The sequence below is a fragment of the Streptomyces sp. NPDC045899 genome (assembly GCF_056431485.1).
The window spans coordinates 264,096-282,611 of the sequence record NZ_JBWKKP010000004.1 but is presented as its reverse complement, the minus strand read 5'-3'; the positions used below and the strand labels follow the sequence as shown (position 1 = coordinate 282,611).

The following is an 18,516-nucleotide window of genomic DNA, read 5'->3' as shown; positions in this document are numbered from 1 at the left end:
CCAGGACGACACCACGGCGGCGGTGCCGGTGTCAGCGCCGCCGCTGCCCCGCGAGGAACACGCTCACCCCGGTGAGTGCGAACAGTCCGGCGGTCACGGCCAGTCCGGTGATGTCGGGGGCGCGGTTGCCCGGGGTGTCGGCGAAGGGTTCGAGCAGCCCGGCGGGGTCCTTGTAGAGGATCACGGGCTGACCGGTCCGGAACTGGCCGAAGCAGTTCTGCTGCTGGGAGATGTGGTGCACGGCGCCCGAGGGTTCGGCCACGGTGCAGCTCTCCAGCGGCTTGTGCCTGATGGACTCGCGCTGGCCGGTCGCGGTCACCACGGCGTCGACCGCCTCACCGGCCTGCTTCGCGTAGACCTCGTAGAGCGCGGGCCCGGCGAAGAAGGCGAGCACGAACGCGCCGATTCCCGCCGCGGTGGCGGCGCCCCCGCGGTGCCACAGGCCCCCGACGACGACCGCCGCGGCACCGGCGGTGAAGAACGTGAGCGGGATCCCGAGCCACATGCCGTGCGGGTACTGGGCCAACCAGCCCGCCAGGGTGCTCAACACCGGGATGAGCAGCGCCCACTTGAGCGAGGTGGGCCAGGTGCGGGAGGGCCCCGGCACCAGCGGTGTCCCGGCCCCCCGGGTGTTCCGCGCGGCCTCGGCCGTTTCCATCTGTCCTCCGTCGCCTCGGTCACCTGATCGTGTGTGCGACAACCTACCCGCCGGCCGGGGACGCGTGGACGGGGACTACCGCCCCACGTCGTCCTCGGCCAGCACCCGGGCCATGGTGCGTTCGGCCAGGGCGGTGATGGTGACGAACGGATTGACCCCGATGGATCCCGGGATCAGCGAGCCGTCGGTGACATAGAGCCGCTCGTACCCGGTCGCGCGGCCATAGGTGTCGGTCGCCCGGCCCAGGACACAGCCGCCGAGCGGGTGGTAGCAGAAGTCGTCCGCGAAGGCCCGGGTGTCGCCGAAGAGGTCGTACCGGTAGATGGTGACGTTGGCGAGGTTCATCCGGTCGAAGAGGGCCTTGGCGGCGGCCACGGAGGGGGCGCTCTGGCCGCGGGTCCAGTTCAGGACGATGGTGTCCCGCGCTGCGTCATAGGTGAAGGTGGCGCGTTCGGGGTTCTTGGTGATGGCCAGATAGAGACTGACCCAGGTCTCCAGACCTGCGGGCAGCGGAGCGATCTCGGCGAACACCGGGTTCCTGTCCGACCAGGCGTCGATGGCCATCACCGGAATGGTGGACTGACGCGACCCGGTCGGGTTCCAGACGTGGTTGGCGCGGCCGAGCATCACATTGCCGTTACCGCCCCAGCCCCGGCCGACCTCCGCGCTGAGCCGGGGCAGCGCGCCGGTCTCGCGGGCCCGTACCAGCAGTTCGGAGGTGCCGAGGCTGCCCGCGCCGAGGAAGAGCGAGCGGCAGGAGATCTCGTCGGTGGCGGTGACGGAACCGGTGTAGTCGATGCGGTCCACGGTGAGGACGTAGGAGCCGTCGGTGTCCTGCCGTATCGCCCTGGCGCGGCTGAGGGTGTGGAGGGTGACATTGCCGGTGCCGAGCGCGGCGGCGAGATAGGTCTTGTCGAGGCTGCGCTTGCCGAAGTTGTTGCCGTAGATGACCTCCTGGCCCAGGGCGGACTTGGTGGCGGTCCCGGCGGCCTCGCGCTGCATGTAGTCGAAGTCGTACACATTGGGCACGAACACGGTCTTCAGCCCCGCGCGCTGTGCCTGGGAGCGCGCGACCCGGGCGTAGCCGTACCACTCGGTGGACTCGAACCAGGCGGACGGCACGGTGGAGGTGCCGAGCATCCGGTTGGCCAGCGGGAAGTAGGTGCCGTACATCGTCTCGGCGTCGATGCCCGGCAGCACCTCCTCGAAGTACGCGCGCGGCGGGGTGACCGCGATCCCGCCGTTGACCAGGGAACCCCCGCCGACCCCGCGTCCGACGTAGACGGACATCCCGGGGTAGCGGACCCGGTCCAGCACACCGGGGTAGGGGGCGATGTCCCGGTTGATGACGTCCAGCCACAGGAGGGTGGACAGGGGCGCCTCGGTGCGCTTCTTGAACCACATGGAGCGCCCGTCGGGGGAGGTCATCGGGCAGTACACCCGGCCGTCCCCACCGGGGGCGTCCCACAGCCGCCCCATCTCGATGACCAGGGTGCGGATGCCCGCCTCGCCCAGCCGCAGCGCCGCGACCGCGGCCCCGTAGCCGGATCCGACCACGACCGCGGGGACATGGTCGGCGCTCGTGGCGGCCGCCGCCGGGGTGATAGCGATACGGGTGAGCCCGAGGGCCGCGGCGCTCTGCAGCGCGGCCAGCCCAAGAATGTGACGTCGCGTCAGATTCGCTGCCATGGCGGCATGATGAGCGGAGAACCCGGAATTGGCCATGACCGGGCGCATGGTCGTTTTCCGCCGCCGTGACGGCCTTCCCCTCGGGTCGTCTCACGGATGGCCGGGCACCGGCCGGACGTCAGTCCTCGGCACGCTGGGTGACGGGCGCCCCGGTGCGGTCGCCCAGGAACTCATACCACCGGCGCCGGAGACAGCCGTAACGGAGGTCCGCCTCGACCAGGCCGAGGAAGCCGTGGACGGTGTCGGTGAGCCGCTGTTGCAGACCGGGGTCGGCGAGGTCCCCGTCCTCGGTGAACCCCTCGTGCGCCCTGGCGAGGCTGAACATGTCCGGGTAGACGCGGGTGCCCAGATGCTCCAGCGGAACCCGCAGCACCCACAGCCCGCGGTTGCCGCCCGCCATCGACGGGGAGGCGGACACCAGCAGCGCGTGCTTGGTCTTGAACGGCTGCGGCCGGACCCGGGAGACCCAGTCGATGGCGTTCTTCAGCACCCCGGGCACCGAGGCGTTGTACTCGGGCGACGCGATCACGAAGGCGTCGCTCGACTCCAGCCGGTCGCGGAGGGCCAGCGCACCCGGCGGCAGCCCGTGGGCCTCCTCCACGTCGGCGTTGTACAGCGGCATGTCGAACTCGGGCAGCGGGGCGAAATCGGCGACCGCGCCGTGGCCGTCGATCAGACGCGCCACCAGGGAGGCGAGCCGGACATTGGTCGAGCCCTGCCGCAGCGCGGCGCCGAGGACCAGGACCCGCAGCGGACCGGGCCGGGGTTCGTCGGTCATGGCGGTGTCCTTCCGCGTGCGGCGCTTCCACGGGGCTCCCGGACGGGGCCGGACACCCCGCGGACCAGTCTGGTGGGCGCCCGGCCGTCCCGCCATCGGACCGGCCGGGCACGGCCGCGGACCGGGCTCAGGCCGGGTTGCGCGGGGTCAGCTCGGCCATGGTGTTCCAGCCCTGGCCCGGGACCTCCACGTTGATGATCTCCGGGGTGGTGGCGATGGCCTCGGCCATGGTCTCCATGGCGGCCGTGAAGTGCGCGCTCCGGACGTGCGCCGCCCCCGCGTCGGCGTCGGCGAACCCCTCCAGCAGGACGAACCCATGCGGGTCGGCCACGCTGCGTGACCACTCGAAGAAGAGATTGCCCGGCTCCTCGCGGGTGGCACGGGTGAAGCCGTCGACGAGGTCGAGCCAGTCGGCGCTGTGCTCGGGACGGACGGTGAACTTGACGGCGATGAAGATCATGGAAGCTGCTTTCGCGCTGGGGTGCGGACCGGACACGGAACTGCGGCAGCCGCGCGGACGCGGCGTGTCCTGCCACTGTCCTGCCGGTACGGGCCATCCGCACCTCACGGGTGCGCCGATTCCGCCACGGTCGGAAAACCCGCCGGCAGGCGGCTACGGGCGCAGGCCGCCGGAGACCGGCCGGGCCGCCTCCCGGGCCAGTACCGCCCGCACCTCGCCGTGCCGCCGGGGGAAGTCCTCGGCGGGCAGGGAGACCGACAGGGCGTGCGCCACCCGGCCCGGCCCGCCGTCCCCCGGCGGTGTGAGGGGCACCGCGAGACATGCGTACGCCGGATCGGCCTCGCCGATCGAGACGGCCACACCGTCCCCGCGGACCCGGACCAGCTCGGCCTCGAACCGCTCGGCGCCGGTGATGGTCCGCTCGGTCAGCCGGGCCATGCCGTGGGAGCCCAGATAGCGGTGGCGGACCGCCCGGGGCAGCTGGGCCAGCAGCATCTTGCCGTGTGCGGTGGCGTGCGCCCGCACCTCGGGACCGGGCGCGAAGGGGTCGTCCTGCGCGGTGGCCGGGGCGGTGGAGTCGATCATCGTGATCCGCCCGTCCCGGTACACGGTGAGATACACCGGGAGCCCCGTCGTCTCCCGCACCCGCCGCAGCAGCTCGGCCGCACCGGGGCCCGCCCCCAGCTGCCGCTGGAAGGATCGGTGCAGCGCGACGGCCCGCGGTCCGGGCACATAGCCCTCACCGGTGCGCGTCAGATGGCCACGGCCGGTCAGCGGGCCCAGCAGGTGGTAGACGGTGGACAGCGAGCATTCGAGCCGTCGCGCGAGCGCCTTCGCGGTGACCGGGCGGTCGGCGTCCGCCACGGCGTCCAGGATGTCCAGCGCACGGTCCACGGACCGCGGACCGGAGGCGGGGGCGGGCATACGGGGCGGTCCTCTCAAGGGGCGGACACCGGCGTACCACCGTAGACGCGCCGGGTAGCGTGACGGTCGCCACCCAGGCGTCTCACATAGTGGCGGGATGTTTCCGGTCGGCTGGGTAGGAGCACCGCATACGTCACGAGAAGTGGATCACACGAGGGCGGCCGCCGCACAACTCGGCAGTAGTGTCGCCCCGCGAGCTCATGCCCCCACCGGGCGGGCTTGTGGTCGTACCGGGCAGGTAGAAGGGATCGGGCATGTTCCGCAAGGTGCTGGTCGCCAACCGTGGAGAAATCGCCATTCGCGCCTTCCGCGCCGGCTATGAGCTGGGGGCGAGGACAGTCGCGGTCTTCCCGCACGAGGATCGCAATTCGCTGCACCGGCTCAAGGCGGACGAGGCGTACGAGATCGGGGAGCCCGGCCATCCGGTGCGCGCCTATCTGTCCGTCGAGGAGATCGTCGCCGCCGCCCGCAAGGCCGGGGCGGACGCGGTCTACCCGGGATACGGCTTCCTCTCCGAGAACCCCGACCTCGCACGGGCGTGCGAGGAGGCGGGGATCACCTTCGTCGGCCCCAGCGCGGACACCCTCGAGCTGACCGGGAACAAGGCGCGCGCGGTGGCCGCGGCCCGCGCCGCCGGGGTTCCGGTGCTCGGCTCCTCGGAGCCCTCCACCGACATCGACGAGCTGGTGCGGGCGGCGGAGGAGCTCGGCTTCCCGGTGTTCGTCAAGGCAGTGGCCGGTGGCGGCGGGCGCGGAATGCGCCGGGTCGAGGACGCCTCGACGCTGCGCGAATCCATCGAGGCCGCGTCCCGCGAGGCCGACGCCGCCTTCGGCGACGCCACGGTGTTCCTGGAGAAGGCCGTCGTCGAGCCGCGCCACATCGAGGTGCAGATCCTCGCCGACGGCGAGGGCAATGTGATCCACCTCTTCGAGCGCGACTGTTCGCTACAGCGGCGCCACCAGAAGGTCATCGAGCTCGCGCCCGCGCCCAACCTCGACCCCGGACTGCGCGACCGGATCTGCGCCGACGCGGTGAAGTTCGCGCGGCAGATCGGCTACCGCAACGCGGGCACCGTGGAGTTCCTGCTCGACCGCGACGGCCAGCACGTGTTCATCGAGATGAACCCGCGCATCCAGGTCGAGCACACGGTGACCGAGGAGATCACCGACGTGGACCTGGTCCAGTCGCAGATGCGGATCGCCTCCGGGCAGACCCTGGCCGACCTCGGGCTGGCCCAGGAGTCGGTGTACACCCGTGGGGCCGCCCTCCAGTGCCGGATCACCACCGAGGACCCGGCCAACGGCTTCCGCCCGGACACCGGCATGATCAGCGCCTACCGCTCCCCCGGCGGTTCGGGTATCCGTCTGGACGGCGGCACCGCCCACGCCGGTACCGAGATCAGCGCCCACTTCGACTCGATGCTGGTCAAGCTGTCCTGCCGGGGCCGCGACCTCGCCACCGCCATCGGCCGCGCCCGGCGTGCCGTCGCCGAGTTCCGGATCCGCGGGGTGTCCACCAACATCCCGTTCCTCCAGGCGGTGCTGGACGACCCGGACTTCCAGGCCGGGCGGGTGACCACCTCGTTCATCGAGCAGCGGCCGCATCTGCTGACCGCGCGCCACTCCGCCGACCGCGGCACCAAGCTGCTCACCTACCTCGCCGACGTCACGGTGAACAAGCCCCACGGCGAGCGGCCCCACCTCATCGACGCCGCCGACAAGCTGCCGCGGCTGCCCGCCGGCGAACCGCCCGCCGGATCCAAGCAGCGGCTCACCGAGCTCGGTCCGGACGGCTTCGCGCGCTGGCTGCGCGAGTCCCCCACCATCGGCGTCACCGACACCACCTTCCGCGACGCCCACCAGTCGCTTCTGGCGACCCGGGTGCGCACCAAGGACCTGCTGGCCGTCGCCCCCGTGATGGCGCGCACCGCGCCCGAGCTGCTGTCCCTGGAGTGCTGGGGCGGCGCCACCTACGACGTGGCGCTGCGCTTCCTCGCCGAGGACCCCTGGGAGCGTCTTGCCGCCCTGCGCGAGGCGGTGCCGAACATCTGTCTGCAGATGCTGCTGCGCGGCCGGAACACGGTGGGCTACACGCCCTACCCCACCGAGGTGACCAACGCCTTCGTCCAGGAGGCCACGGCCACCGGGATCGACATCTTCCGTATCTTCGACGCGCTCAACGACGTCGGGCAGATGCGGCCCGCCATCGACGCGGTCCGGGAGACGGGCACCGCGCTGGCCGAGGTCGCGCTCTGCTACACCTCGGACCTCTCCGATCCCTCGGAGCAGCTGTACACGCTGGACTACTACCTCCGGCTGGCCGAGCAGATCGTGGACGCGGGCGCCCATGTGCTGGCCATCAAGGACATGGCGGGGCTGCTGCGCGCCCCGGCCGCGGTGAAGCTGGTGTCCGCGCTGCGCCGGGAGTTCGACCTGCCGGTGCACATCCACACCCATGACACCGCCGGTGGCCAGCTGGCCACCTACCTCGCGGCGGTCCAGGCCGGGGCGGACGCGGTGGACGGGGCGGTGGCGTCGATGGCGGGCACCACCTCGCAGCCGTCGCTGTCGGCGATCGTGGCCGCCACCGACCACTCCGACCGGCCCACCGGGCTCAGCCTGGAGGCGGTCGGCGCGCTGGAGCCGTACTGGGAGGCCGTGCGCAAGATCTACGCACCGTTCGAGGCGGGGCTCGCCTCGCCGACCGGGCGGGTGTACCACCACGAGATCCCCGGCGGCCAGCTGTCCAACCTGCGCACCCAGGCCATCGCGCTCGGACTCGGGGACCGCTTCGAGGAGATCGAGGCGATGTACACCGCCGCGGACCGGATCCTCGGCCACCTGGTGAAGGTCACCCCGTCGTCCAAGGTGGTCGGCGACCTGGCACTGCACCTGGTGGGGGCGGGTGTGTCGCCGGAGGACTTCGAGGCCGAGCCGAACCGCTTCGACATCCCGGACTCGGTCATCGGCTTCCTCCGCGGTGAGCTGGGCAACCCGCCCGGGGGCTGGCCGGAGCCGTTCCGCACCCGGGCGCTGGAGGGCCGCGCCGCGTCCAAGCCGACGGATGGCGAACTGTCCGCGGAGGACCGGGAGCAGCTGGCGAAGGAGCCGCGGGCCACGCTCAACCGGCTGCTGTTCCCCGGGCCGACCAAGGAGTTCGAGACCCACCGCGAGGCGTTCGGCGACACCAGCGTGCTGGACAGCAAGGACTTCTTCTACGGGCTGCGCCCGCGGCAGGAGTACACCGTGGACCTCGACCCCGGTGTCCGGCTGCTCATCGAGCTGGAGGCGGTGGGTGACGCGGACGAACGCGGTATGCGCACGGTGATGTCCACCCTCAACGGCCAGCTCCGCCCGATCCAGGTGCGGGACACCTCGGCGGCGACCGACGTCCCGGTCACCGAGAAGGCCGACCGGTCCAACCCCGGCCATGTCGCGGCCCCGTTCGCGGGTGTGGTGACCCTCACGGTGTCCGAGGGCGACGAGGTGGAGGCCGGTGCCACGGTGGCCACCATCGAGGCGATGAAGATGGAGGCCACCATCGCCGCTCCGAAGGCCGGAACGGTGTCCCGGATCGCCATCAACGCGATCCAGCAGGTGGAGGGCGGAGACCTGCTCGTCGCCCTGGACTGAGACACTTCCTTCCGGCACTCGGCCGGAAGGAAGGACATGGTGTCGCATGGGGGCACGGAGCAGGCTGCGCGGCATCGGTGACGCGGTGACATCCGCCGCCGGCACGGTGACGTCGGCGGCGGGCGCGGCGACGTCCGCCGCGGCCGGTGCGGGCAGGACGGTACTGAACCGCGGCGCCGCCGCGGGCCGTTCGGGGGTGGCGGCGTCCGGTGACTGGGCGGTCGGCGTGCTCGGCACGCTGCCCGCCCCGGCCGCTCCGGCGACCGAGGAGTGGGAGTTCTCCCTCGGGGCGCTGGTCTGCCGCCATCCGCGGGTGCCCGCCGTCACCGCGCGGGCCCTGCGGCCGCTGGACTCGATCGGCGCGCTGCGCTTCGGTCCGGAGTCGGTGGGCTTCGACGGGGAGGACATCCCGTGGCAGCAGGTTCTGCGGCTCCAACTGCACGATGCCTTCAGCGCGATGACCACGGACGGCTTCGACGCCGAGATCGACCGCGTCCGTGATCTGCTGCCACCGCTCCCCGGCCGCAAGTGGGCGGTGACCAAGGTGGTCGAGGGTCTGGGCGCGGTGGCCCTCGCCGCCCTGGAGACTTCCGGTGACCAGCGGCTGGACTCCCGAGAGGTGGCCTGCGAGATCGTCTACCGGGGCGCGTTCGGCCGGGAGAAGTCGCTGCGGGCCCATCTGTTCACCACCGCGCTGCTGGCACAGCAGCCCGATGTGGCGCACGGTCTGGTCGTCACCGCCGAGTCCCTGGGGGTGCCGGTCCTCCCGGCGGCGCCTGGGCCGCTGGAGGTCGGAGCCGCCGAGCGGGTGCGCGCCCTGCGGCGCCGTACGGACGCGGTGGCGGCCCAGTTGGGCCGGGCCGCGGAGGACGAGGCCACCGCCGCCGCGGAGGGGGCGAGCGGCGCCGATGAGCTCCCCGCGCCGCCACGGCCGGACGCCGGATAGCGCGGGCCGGACGCCACGGTCGGCGCTCAGGCGTAACGGCCCGGCCGCTCCGCGCGGCTGACGTCCCACCGGGCGGGGATGTCCCGCGGTCCGCACGGAGCCGTTCCGGCGGCGGCCGTCGTGGCCGGAGTCCACCGCGCCGTGGAGTGCTGTCCCCCGCCCGCGGGGCGGTTCGGCCGTGCCGGCGAGCGCCCACCGCCCGGTGGTGTCCTGTGGCGCCCCTGGCGTCACCACGCTGCCGGACGCTCTCCAAGGGGCGCGGCGCACCGCTGTCGGCCACCGGGCGCCGGGTGCATCAGGTCCGTGCCGCCGGATCCGGATCGGGGGTCACCGGCGGAGCGGGTTCCGACGCCTCGGGCCGGAGCGGAGCGCGTCCGGGCAGCCGGGTGGCCAGCACCGCACCGACGGCGGCCACGGCCGCGAGGGCGAGGAACGTCGGCCGCATGGCGGTGAGGAAGGCGTCCGCGGACAGATGTGGCCCCTCCCCCGCGCCCCGGTCACCGATGGCGCCGCCCGGCGCGGTGAACGCCATCAGGGTGGTCGCCGCCGCGACCCCGAGCGCCGGACCGATGTTCATCGCCGTCTGCTGGAGCCCACCGGCCACCCCCGCGGTGGCCACGGAAGCCTGACGCACGATCACATGGGTCGCGGTGACCATCACGGTGCCGAAACCGGCACCCAGCAGCAGGAAGCAGCCACCGGTGGCCACGACGGACGAGGACCGGCCGAGACCGGACATCAGCAGGACGCCGAGCACCACGAGCACCATCCCCCCGACCACCGTCCGGCGGGCTCCCTGCCACCGCAACAGTACGGCCGAGGCGGGCGCGCTCGCCACCATCATGACGGCCAGCGGCAGCGACCTCAGGGCGCTGTGCAGGGGGTCGAGGCCCAGCACGTCCTGGAGGTAGTACGTCCCGACGAACAGCGTCCCGAACAGCGCGGCCGACGCGGTCACCAGGACGCCGAGGGCCGAGCTGACGGGAGTCGAGCGCAGTACACCGGGCGCTATCAGCGGGCTCGCCGTCCGCCGTTCATGCCGTACGAAGGCTGCGCCGACCACGACGACGGCGGTGAGCCCCAGCCAGGTGGCGGCCGTCCAGCCGTCCTCCGGCAGCGCCACGAGGGTGTGCACCAGCGCCATCAGGGCCACCGCGAGCAGACAGGCACCGGACAGGTCGAGCCCCCGGGCGCCGTCCGGAGCGGGCTTCGGCTCCGGTATCCGGTCGGTGAGGGCGAGGACGCCCACGGCGACGGCGGGGAGGACATTGAGGAAGAACACCGCCCGCCAGCCCGACTCGGCGACGAGCGCGCCGCCGAGGACCGGACCGGCCGCGGCCGCCACGCCGATGGCGGCCGTGCGCAGCGCGATGGGCATACCGAGCTTGTCGGGCGGATAGGCGGCGCGCAGCATGCCGAGCGTGGCGGGCTGCAACAGCGCACCGCACACACCCTGGGCGACGCGCAGCGCGATGACCCAGCCGATGTCGTCCGCCAGCCCGATCCCGGCCGAGGTGGCGGCGAAACCCAGCATCCCGGCGGCGAAGATCCGGCGGTGGCCGTAGGCGTCACCGAGGCGTCCCGCGAACACCAGCAGACTGGCCACGGCGATGAGGTAGCCGGTACTGGTCCACTGGACCTGGGCGTAGCCCGCGTCGAGGTCCCGGCCCAGGGCGGGCTGGGCAACCGTCAGCACGGTGCCGTCCAGGGCGACGATGACCGCTCCGGTGATGCTGCTGACGAGGGTGAGGCGCCTGCGGCGTACGGTGCTCATCGGGCCTCCGGTCCGAGGTGGGCGTCCACCGCGGCGCGCAGCAGCGGTTCGATGTCCTCGGTGCCGGTGGCGAGCTGGAGGCTGCCCCAGCCCCACAGCTGGGCGATGCCGTGCAGATTCGCCCACAGCGCGGCCGCCACGACGGCCGGTTCGGCACCGGAGGACGGCCGGGCCCGGGCCACGAGGTCCACCAGCACCCCGAACAGCGGCAGGCTGGTGTCCCGCAGCCGGAGTTGGCCGCTCTCCAGCAGATCGTGGCGGAACATCAGCTCGAACATGCCGCGGTCGGTGCGTGCGAAGTCGAGGTAGACCCGGCCCAGTGCCGTGATCTGGGCGCGGGCCGCCACCTCGGTGTCCGCCAGCGCCGTGGCGGTGCGGGCGGCGAGGTCGGCGAAGCCCTGCCGCGCGATGGCGGACAGCAGATCCAGATGGGTCGGGAAGTAGCGGCGCGGCGCACCGTGCGAGACCCCGGCCCGGCGTGCGATCTCGCGCAGGGTCAGCGCCTGCACCCCCTCTCTGGTCACCAAATCGACTCCCACGTCCACCAGTCGGGCCTGCAGCCCTCTGTCGCGCTCATCCATGGACACTGTCTACCAGTCGTGAGTAGACAGTGTCTACTCACGGCCCCGGAGCCGGATTCCACAGAGATGCGAGAGAGGGCGGACAGAGGTCAAGATCTGGCCTATATGGCCCTTACCGTTCTTCACATCGCACGACGGACGCCCAGGAACTCCCCGTGGAGGACATGAAGATGAGCACCGAGATCCGCCCCTTCCGCATCGACATACCGCAGGCCGCCCTGGACGATCTGACCGACCGCCTGGCCCGTGCGCGCTGGACCCGGCAGCTGCCGGGCGAGGGCTGGAGCCGTGGTGTTCCCACCGCGTACCTCAAGGAGCTGGCCGACCACTGGCGCACCGGCTTCGACTGGCGCCGCCAGGAGGCCCGGATGAATGAGTTCCCGCAGTTCATGACCGAGATCGACGGGATCGACAGCCACTTCCTGCATGTCCGTTCCGCCGAGCCGGACGCCCTGCCGCTGCTGCTGACACACGGCTGGCCCAACTCCTTCGTGGAGTTCCTCGACATCATCGGCCACCTCACCGACCCGCGCGCCCACGGCGCCGACCCCGCCCAGGCGTTCCATGTGGTGATCCCCTCGCCGCCCGGCTTCGGCTTCTCCGGCCCGCCGCCCGTCACCGGCTGGAACGTGGCCCGGGTGGGGAGCATGTGGGCCGAACTGATGCGCCGCCTGGGCTATGAGCACTACGGCGTCCAGGGCGGGGACCTCGGCGCGTACATCGCCCCCGAGGTGGCCAAGGCCGCCCCGGACCATGTGGTCGGGGTCTATGTGATCGGCGGGCTCGGCTTCCCCACCGAGGCCGATGTCCCCGAGATGAACGAGGAGGAGCGGGCCGCCTTCGCCTTCATGCAGAGCCAGGACTGGATGTCCGGGGTCGACCACCACAGGCTGCTGCGCGCCGCGCCGCAGACCTTCGCCCACGCCTGGTACGACTCCCCGGTCGGGGCGCTGGCCTGGATGATGCAGAAGTTCAACGAGTTCAGCATGGCGGACAAGCTGCCGGACGAGATCCTCGACCGCGATCTGCTGCTGACCAACTTCGCCCTCTACTGGCTCACCGACACCTTCGGCTCCTCCTCCTGGCCCATGTACGAGTCCACCGAGTTCGTCTGGCCGGAGGGTCAGAAGGCGGTGCCGACCGGCGTGTACAGCGGCCCGCCCGGGATCCGGCGGCTCGCCGAGCGCCACAACACCATCACCCACTGGCCGGAGGGCAACCCGGGCAGCCACCACTTCGTGACCATGGAACTGCCCGGCAGCGTCGCTGCCGACCTGCGTGTCTTCTTCGGTCCGCTGCACGGCTGACCAGCGCCGGAACGGCGGGGGCACCGACCGGGCATGAGGTGATCCTTTCAGGGAACCCGGGAGGCCATGGAGACGCTGAGCCGATGGGAACGAGCGATAGAACGCTGGCAACAAGGACTCCTCGCCAAGATGTTCCGGAGCGAGCCCGTGGAACTCGTCGAAGCGCTGCGACGGGAGTGCGACGATCATGCCGTGGTCTGCGGACCGGAGCGGACGGTGGTCCCCAACGCCTATGACGTCGAACTGGCGGAGGGTGTGTACGGGGAACTGACCCGGCGCGGCTGCACGGTGGGACAGGTGCTCACCGACAGTCTGCTGCGCCACGCGGAGAAGCACGGCTACGAATGGGCGGGCCCGCTGACCGTCCACGTCACCTGGTCCCGCGAGGTGCCGAACGGGCGCTACCGGGTGGCCGGACACCCCATGGCCCACATCCGCGCGGACGGGTTCACCGCCCCGGTGGCCACCCCGGCACCCGCACCGGTGGCCGCCCCCGTGGCGGCCCAGGTGGCCGACTAGGTCCTGAGGGCATCCGGGACCGGTCCCCGGGGCCCGTGCCTACGGTGTCCGCCATGCGGATCACACGGAAACCGGTCATCGGCTTCCTCGCCGTCTCGCTGCTCGCACTGCTGGCCGTACTGGCCGGACCCTGGAAGTCGAGCGGGGCGGAGACCGGGGCCACGCGGTGCACCCGCCACGCCACCGGCTCCTGCGCCCACGTCGGCCGCAACACCCTCGCTCCGGGGGCCCGCCACACGGTGGGCATCGACACCTCGTCCCGGCCGGGCTACGAGGGTCCGGAGCCCGGTGGCGCACCGTAGCCCGCACCGGCGGCGGGCCGCCGCCATGACGCGGCCTGGAGCAGCGAGGCGGTGAAGGGGTGATGCGGCGCCGTCCGTATCCGTCCGGCCGGGCCCTGTTCCACGATCTCGCCATCGTCCAGTACGGCGATCCGGGTGGCCAGGGCCGCGGTGTCCAGATCGTGGGTGACCAGGACCAGGGCGAGACCGCCGCGGTCGCGCGGCAGCGTGGTGAGGAGGTCCAGGATGCCCCGACGGGTCAGGGCGTCGAGTCCGGAGGTGATCTCGTCGCACACCAGCACCCGGGGGCGGGCGAGCAGGGCGCGGGCCAGTGCGACGCGCTGGAGTTCACCGCCGGAGAGCCCGGCCGGACGCCGCCGTACCGTCTCGGCCCCGAGTCCGAGCCGCTCCAGCGTGGCCGAGGCCTCGGCGCGGGCTGCCACCGGGTCCGCGCCGCGCAGCCGTACCGCGGTACGCGCCACCTGGTCCAGGACCGGGCGGTGTTCATCGAAGGCGGCCCGTGCGTCCTGGAACACGTACTGCACGGCGGCGGTCTGCCACCGGCTGCGCGAGCGCAGCGCGCGGGGCAGCGGCGCGCCGTCGAGCAGTACCGTGCCGTCGTGGTCGCGGTGGAGTCCGGCCATCACACGGGCCAGGGTGGTCTTCCCACTGCCCGAGCGGCCGACCACGGCCAGGGTGGTCCCGGAGTGGACGGCCAGGGTGTCGGTGCGGAGCACAGGGACCCCGCCGTGGCGGGCGGTCAGCCCGCGCACCTCGAGGGCGGGCACGGGCCTGGCGGCCGCCGGATCCTCGGGGGCGGTTTCCTCCCCGCGAATGGTGTCGGCCGCCAGGAGTCGCCGCGTCCAGGGGTGTTCCGGCGTACGCAACACCCGCTCGGCCGGGCCCGACTCCACCACCCGTCCGCCCCGCACCACCACGACCTCGTCCGCGAGCGCCCGCACCACATCCAGGTCATGGCTGAGCAGCACCACCGCGATGCCCCGCGCCGCGACGGCGGCCAGCCGCTCCACGATCCGGCGTTTGGTGAGCGCGTCCTGGCCGGTGGTGGGCTCGTCCGCCACGACCACCCGGGCGCCGAGCAGCAGGGCCTGGGCCAGCACCACCCGTTGCTGCTGACCACCCGACAACTGGTGCGGATACCGGCGCAACACCGTTTCACCGTCCGGCAGTTGGGCCTCATCCAGGGCGGTCAGGACCCGGTGGCGCACTTCCGCGCGCCGCCGCGCACGGGGCAGCGTGCGCACCTGGCGGCGTGCGATGTCGTACAGCAGCGCCCCCACCCTCCGGGCCGGGTTGAGCACCGCGGACGGATGCTGGGGCACATGGCCGACCACATCACCGGACACCCGGACACGGCCGGTGATACGAGCCCCTTCCGGATACTCGCCCAGCAGCGCCAGCCCGATGGTGGTCTTCCCGCTGCCGGACGGCCCCATCAGCGCCGTCACCGTACCGGGCAGCGCCCGCAAGCCGATCCCGTCCACCACCACACGGCCGTCGACTTCGACGCGCAGCTCCCTGATCTCGGCCACGGCGGCGTCCGCGTTCATATCCGCTTCCCTCCCGGCGCGTTCTGCCTGCCCTTCCCCAGCGCGGCGTCGACCAGCAGATTGCCGCCCATGGTGAGGGCCACGATCAGCAGCGCGGGCACCACCACGGCCCACGGCTGCACCCACAGACCGGTGCGATTGCGGTCCACCATGACCGCCCAGTCCGCGGCGTCCGGTGCCACCCCGACGCCCAGGAAGGCGGCGGTGGACACCAGGTAGAGCACTCCGGTGAGCCGGACACCGACGTCGGCGGCCAGGGTGCGCAGCATCGAGCGCCCGACGTAACCGACGCCCATCCGCCACCAGCTCTCGCCCTGCATCCGCAGCGCCTCCACGGCCGGGCGCGCGGCGGCCTCGGCCGCGGCGGCGCGGACGATCCGGGCCGCGTCCGGGACGTTGACGAGTGCAACCAGCAGGGCCAGACCCGGCGCACCCGGTACGAGGACGGTGGCCACCAGCAGGATCAGCAGCAGTGAGGGCACGGCGAGCAGTACGTCCAACGGCCGCAGCAACGCCTCCTCCAGCCACCGCCGGTGGGTGAGGGCCGCGATGAGCCCGACCGGCAGGGCCACCAGATAGGCGAGGGCGGTGGCGGCGAGCGCGCTGACCACCACCGAGCGCCCGCCGAGCAGGATCTGCCGCCGGACGTCCCGGCCGACGAAGTCGGTGCCGAGCCAGTGGCCGTCACCGAGTGCGAAGGAGGTGGCCCGCGGTCCGGGGTCGCCCGCGAAGAGCGGTCCCAGCAGGGCCAGGGCGAGCGGCACCCCCGCGATCAGCAGGGCGAGCGCCACCCTCGTCCGGCCCGGCCGCCGTTCCGGCCGAGATGCGCTCACGCCGCCACCTCCGCCCGGGGTGTCAGCCGGCGGGCGACCAGATCGGCGCCCAGGTTGAGGACGACGGTGAGCACCCCGAAGACCACGGCGAGCCCCTGCACCACCGGCACATCACGTTCGGCGACCGCGTTCATCAGTACGGTGCCCAGTCCGGGGATCACGAACAGCGCCTCCACGACGATCACTCCGCACAGCAGCCAGTCGACGGTGCGGGCGAGTTGCTGGGCGGCCGGGGCCACCGCGTTGGGCAGGGCGTGCGCGAGGAGCACCCGGGCACCGCCGACGCCGTAGCGGCGGGCTTGTGCGGTGTACGGTGCGGCCAGCGCGTCGATCATGCCCGCGCGCACCAGCCGGGACAGCGAGCACACCGGCCGGGACAGCAGCACCAGGACGGGCAGCACCAGCGCGGCCGGGTGGGCGGACAGATCGCCGCCGTAACCGACGGCGGTCGGCGGAAACCACCCCAGCCGCAGGGCGAACACCGTCACCAGCAGGGTGCCCAGCGCGAATTCGGGGACCGCGTACACACCGAGCGTCACGGAGCTGATGACCCGGTCGGGCCACCGCCCCGCGTGGCGGGCGGCGAGCACACCGAGCCCGATCCCGACGGGGACGAGGAGCAGCAGGGTGAGCGCCGCGAGCAGCAGGGTGGGTCCGAAACCGTCGGACACATAGGCGCTGACGGGGCGTCCGGAGACCAGCGAGGTGCCGAGGTCTCCGTGGAGCAGTCCGGTGGCCCAGTCCAGCAGTCGTACGGCGGCGGGCCGGTCCAGTTCCATGGTCTCCCGGATGGCCGCGATCCTGGCCGGATCCGGCTGGTCACCGGCGAGGGCCACGGCGGCGTCGCCCGGCAGCGCCTCGGTCAGGGCGAACACCAGCACCACCACGGCCGCCGTCTGTGCCACACCGGCCAGCAACCGGCGGGCGAGCCAGGAACGCAGTCCGCTCACGCCAGCCAGACCTTGTCGAAGCGGGCCCAGTCGAGGGTGTTGGCCGGGGCGGTGCGCTCGACCCCCCGTACGGTGCGGGCGGTGCCGATGATCCAGTCGGCGAACCCCCAGACCAGGAAGCCCCCTTCGGCGTGGAGCCGGCGCTGCATCCGCGCGTACACCGCGGCGCGGTCCCGCTCGTCGCGGGTGGACTGGGCCTGGCGGTAGAGGGCGTCGAAGTCCTTGTGCCGCCAGGCGGTGGCGTTGGTGGTGGAATCGGTGAGCAGCCGCTGGGAGAAGTGGGATTCGATGGGCATGGCACCGGAGCGGTAGCAGCACAGCGTGCCGGAGTCGAGGATGTCGTTCCAGTAGGAGTCCTTGCTGCCCGTCCTGACCGTGACGGTGACCCCGGCCTTGGCGGCCTGGTCCCGGAAGATCCCGGCGGCCTCGGTGAATCCGGCGGCCACGGCGGAGGTGTCGAGGGTGACCTTCAGCCCGTCGGCACCCGCCCGCCGCAGCAGGGACCGTGCCCGGTCGAGGTCCTGGGTGCGCTGTGGCAGCCCGGTGGCGTAGTAGGCGTAGCCCTTGCCGAACAGGTCGTTGCCGACCTCGCCCGCGCCGGACAGGGCTCCCTTGATCAGCTCCTCGCGGTCGGCGATGAGGAAGAACGCCTCGCGGACCCGCTTGTCGTCGAACGGCGGGCGGTCGGTCTTCATGGCGAACGCCTGCATGGCGCTGTTGCGCAGTCGCATGATCTCGATCTGGCCCTTGCCCTGGTGGGCGCGAGCGGTGGTGGGATTCAGCTCATGGGCGTACTCGACCTGGCCGCCGATCAGCGCGTTCACCCGTGCCGCCTCCTCGTTGGCGACCGTGAACTCCAGCTCGTCGAGATAGGGGGCGCCGTCCCAGTAGTCCGCGTGGCGCCGCAGCACCGTGGAGCGGCCGGGGGCGAAGGAGACGAGGCGGAACGGACCGCTGCCCACCGCGCCGCGGTCGAACTCCTCCGCGCCGTCGGGGACGATGTACGCCCCGAACGCGGCCAGTACGTTGGGGAACTCCGCGGTGGGCCGCTTGAGGACGAACTCCACGGTGCGCCTGCCCACGGCGCGGCTGGCCTCGAGGTCGATGGGTTCGAGGGATGCCTTGGCGCGGAACGCCCGCCCGGGGTCGGCGATGCGCCGGTAGCTGTAGAGGACGTCCTCGGCGGTGACCGGCTTCCCGTTGTGGAAGGTGGCCTTTCTGAGCGTGACCTTCCAGCGGTCCAGGCCGGCGTTGGGTTCCCAGGCCGAGGCCAGTCGCGGCCGGGCGGTCAGATCGGCGCCGTAGTCGGCCAGTTTGTCGAAGAGCGCCTTGGCACGGGCGGCGTCGGCGAAGAGATTGCCCAGATGCGGGTCGAGGCTCTCGCCCGCGCCGCCACCGGCGAAGGCGGCGCGCAGCCGTCCGCCGCGCCGGGGCGGGCCCTCGTCCTTCGCACCGCTCGGTCCCGGGGCGCCGGAGGAGCAGCCGGTGAGGGCGAGGGCGCCGAGTCCGGCGGCCAGACCGGTGGCGGCGGTGAGCACACCGCGGCGGTGGGGATGGCGGTGCGGATCGGATGCGTGGTGCATGGCGGAGGTCCTTTGCCGGGGGGCGGAGTG

The 18,516-nt window shown here is 72.6% G+C and carries 16 protein-coding genes; 5 read left to right on the top strand and 11 right to left on the bottom strand.

The genetic code is table 11. The annotated features are described in order from the left end of the window. Positions 1-31 precede the first annotated feature (31 nt). From AC07FT_RS08095 to AC07FT_RS08075, 5 genes are all read right to left on the bottom strand, one after another. Positions 32-658 (bottom strand): hypothetical protein, encoded by a 627-nt coding sequence (locus AC07FT_RS08095; RefSeq protein WP_479174931.1) that lies wholly within the window; start codon positions 656-658, stop codon positions 32-34. A 75-nt stretch (positions 659-733) separates the two neighbouring features. Beyond that, positions 734-2,347, bottom strand: coding sequence for a GMC oxidoreductase (locus AC07FT_RS08090; RefSeq protein ID WP_479174929.1), 1,614 nt, complete (start codon positions 2,345-2,347; stop codon positions 734-736). A 118-nt stretch (positions 2,348-2,465) separates the two neighbouring features. Beyond that, entirely contained in the window at positions 2,466-3,125 is a 660-nt protein-coding gene (locus AC07FT_RS08085; RefSeq protein ID WP_479174927.1) for an NADPH-dependent FMN reductase, read from the bottom strand. 127 nt (positions 3,126-3,252) lie between these two features. Beyond that, positions 3,253-3,585 carry a putative quinol monooxygenase gene (locus tag AC07FT_RS08080; protein WP_479174925.1) on the bottom strand — a complete coding sequence of 111 codons (333 nt, stop codon included), beginning with the start codon at positions 3,583-3,585 and terminating at the stop codon, positions 3,253-3,255. 153 nt (positions 3,586-3,738) lie between these two features. After that, the gene (locus AC07FT_RS08075) at positions 3,739-4,509 is read right to left on the bottom strand and encodes an IclR family transcriptional regulator (RefSeq protein WP_479174923.1); all 771 of its coding nucleotides are present in this window, start codon (positions 4,507-4,509) and stop codon (positions 3,739-3,741) included. A 254-nt stretch (positions 4,510-4,763) separates the two neighbouring features. On the opposite strand from AC07FT_RS08075, the gene AC07FT_RS08070 reads away from it, so the two are divergent. Further along, a complete protein-coding gene (locus AC07FT_RS08070) occupies positions 4,764-8,141 on the top strand; it encodes a pyruvate carboxylase (protein WP_479174921.1) in 3,378 nt (1,125 codons plus the stop codon). 46 nt (positions 8,142-8,187) lie between these two features. Further along, entirely contained in the window at positions 8,188-9,087 is a 900-nt protein-coding gene (locus tag AC07FT_RS08065) for a hypothetical protein (RefSeq protein WP_479174920.1), read from the top strand. A 295-nt stretch (positions 9,088-9,382) separates the two neighbouring features. Here AC07FT_RS08065 and AC07FT_RS08060 read toward each other — a convergent pair whose 3' ends face one another. Both AC07FT_RS08060 and AC07FT_RS08055 read right to left on the bottom strand, forming a co-directional pair. After that, positions 9,383-10,861 carry an MFS transporter gene (locus tag AC07FT_RS08060; RefSeq protein WP_479174918.1) on the bottom strand — a complete coding sequence of 493 codons (1,479 nt, stop codon included), beginning with the start codon at positions 10,859-10,861 and terminating at the stop codon, positions 9,383-9,385. After that, positions 10,858-11,442, bottom strand: a complete 585-nt coding sequence (locus AC07FT_RS08055; RefSeq protein WP_479174916.1) for a TetR/AcrR family transcriptional regulator — start codon at positions 11,440-11,442, stop codon at positions 10,858-10,860. Before AC07FT_RS08055 ends, AC07FT_RS08060 begins: the two co-directional genes overlap by 4 nt. 170 nt (positions 11,443-11,612) lie before the next feature. Between AC07FT_RS08055 and AC07FT_RS08050 the strand changes: the two genes are divergently transcribed. The 3 genes from AC07FT_RS08050 (at position 11,613) to AC07FT_RS08040 (ending at position 13,570) form a co-directional block, all read left to right on the top strand. Next, a complete protein-coding gene (locus AC07FT_RS08050) occupies positions 11,613-12,749 on the top strand; it encodes an epoxide hydrolase family protein (protein ID WP_479174914.1) in 1,137 nt (378 codons plus the stop codon). Positions 12,750-12,815: 66 nt separating this feature from the next. Then, positions 12,816-13,268 carry a DUF3662 domain-containing protein gene (locus tag AC07FT_RS08045; protein ID WP_471198864.1) on the top strand — a complete coding sequence of 151 codons (453 nt, stop codon included), beginning with the start codon at positions 12,816-12,818 and terminating at the stop codon, positions 13,266-13,268. Positions 13,269-13,321: 53 nt separating this feature from the next. Beyond that, a complete protein-coding gene (locus tag AC07FT_RS08040; protein WP_479174912.1) occupies positions 13,322-13,570 on the top strand; it encodes a hypothetical protein in 249 nt (82 codons plus the stop codon). Here AC07FT_RS08040 and AC07FT_RS08035 read toward each other — a convergent pair. The 4 genes from AC07FT_RS08035 to AC07FT_RS08020 are packed head-to-tail and all read right to left on the bottom strand — an operon-like array spanning position 13,537 to position 18,486. Continuing rightward, positions 13,537-15,120 (bottom strand): ABC transporter ATP-binding protein, encoded by a 1,584-nt coding sequence (locus tag AC07FT_RS08035; protein ID WP_479174910.1) that lies wholly within the window; start codon positions 15,118-15,120, stop codon positions 13,537-13,539. The two genes, AC07FT_RS08040 and AC07FT_RS08035, sit on opposite strands and share 34 nt — an antisense overlap. After that, complete coding sequence (locus tag AC07FT_RS08030; protein ID WP_479174908.1) at positions 15,117-15,953, bottom strand: ABC transporter permease subunit; 837 nt, start codon at positions 15,951-15,953, stop codon at positions 15,117-15,119. The genes AC07FT_RS08035 and AC07FT_RS08030 overlap by 4 nt, the downstream gene beginning before the upstream one ends. Next, complete coding sequence (locus tag AC07FT_RS08025; protein WP_479174906.1) at positions 15,950-16,903, bottom strand: ABC transporter permease; 954 nt, start codon at positions 16,901-16,903, stop codon at positions 15,950-15,952. The genes AC07FT_RS08030 and AC07FT_RS08025 overlap by 4 nt, the downstream gene beginning before the upstream one ends. Beyond that, positions 16,900-18,486 carry an ABC transporter substrate-binding protein gene (locus tag AC07FT_RS08020; protein ID WP_479174904.1) on the bottom strand — a complete coding sequence of 529 codons (1,587 nt, stop codon included), beginning with the start codon at positions 18,484-18,486 and terminating at the stop codon, positions 16,900-16,902. The genes AC07FT_RS08025 and AC07FT_RS08020 overlap by 4 nt, the downstream gene beginning before the upstream one ends. Positions 18,487-18,516: the final 30 nt, after the last annotated feature.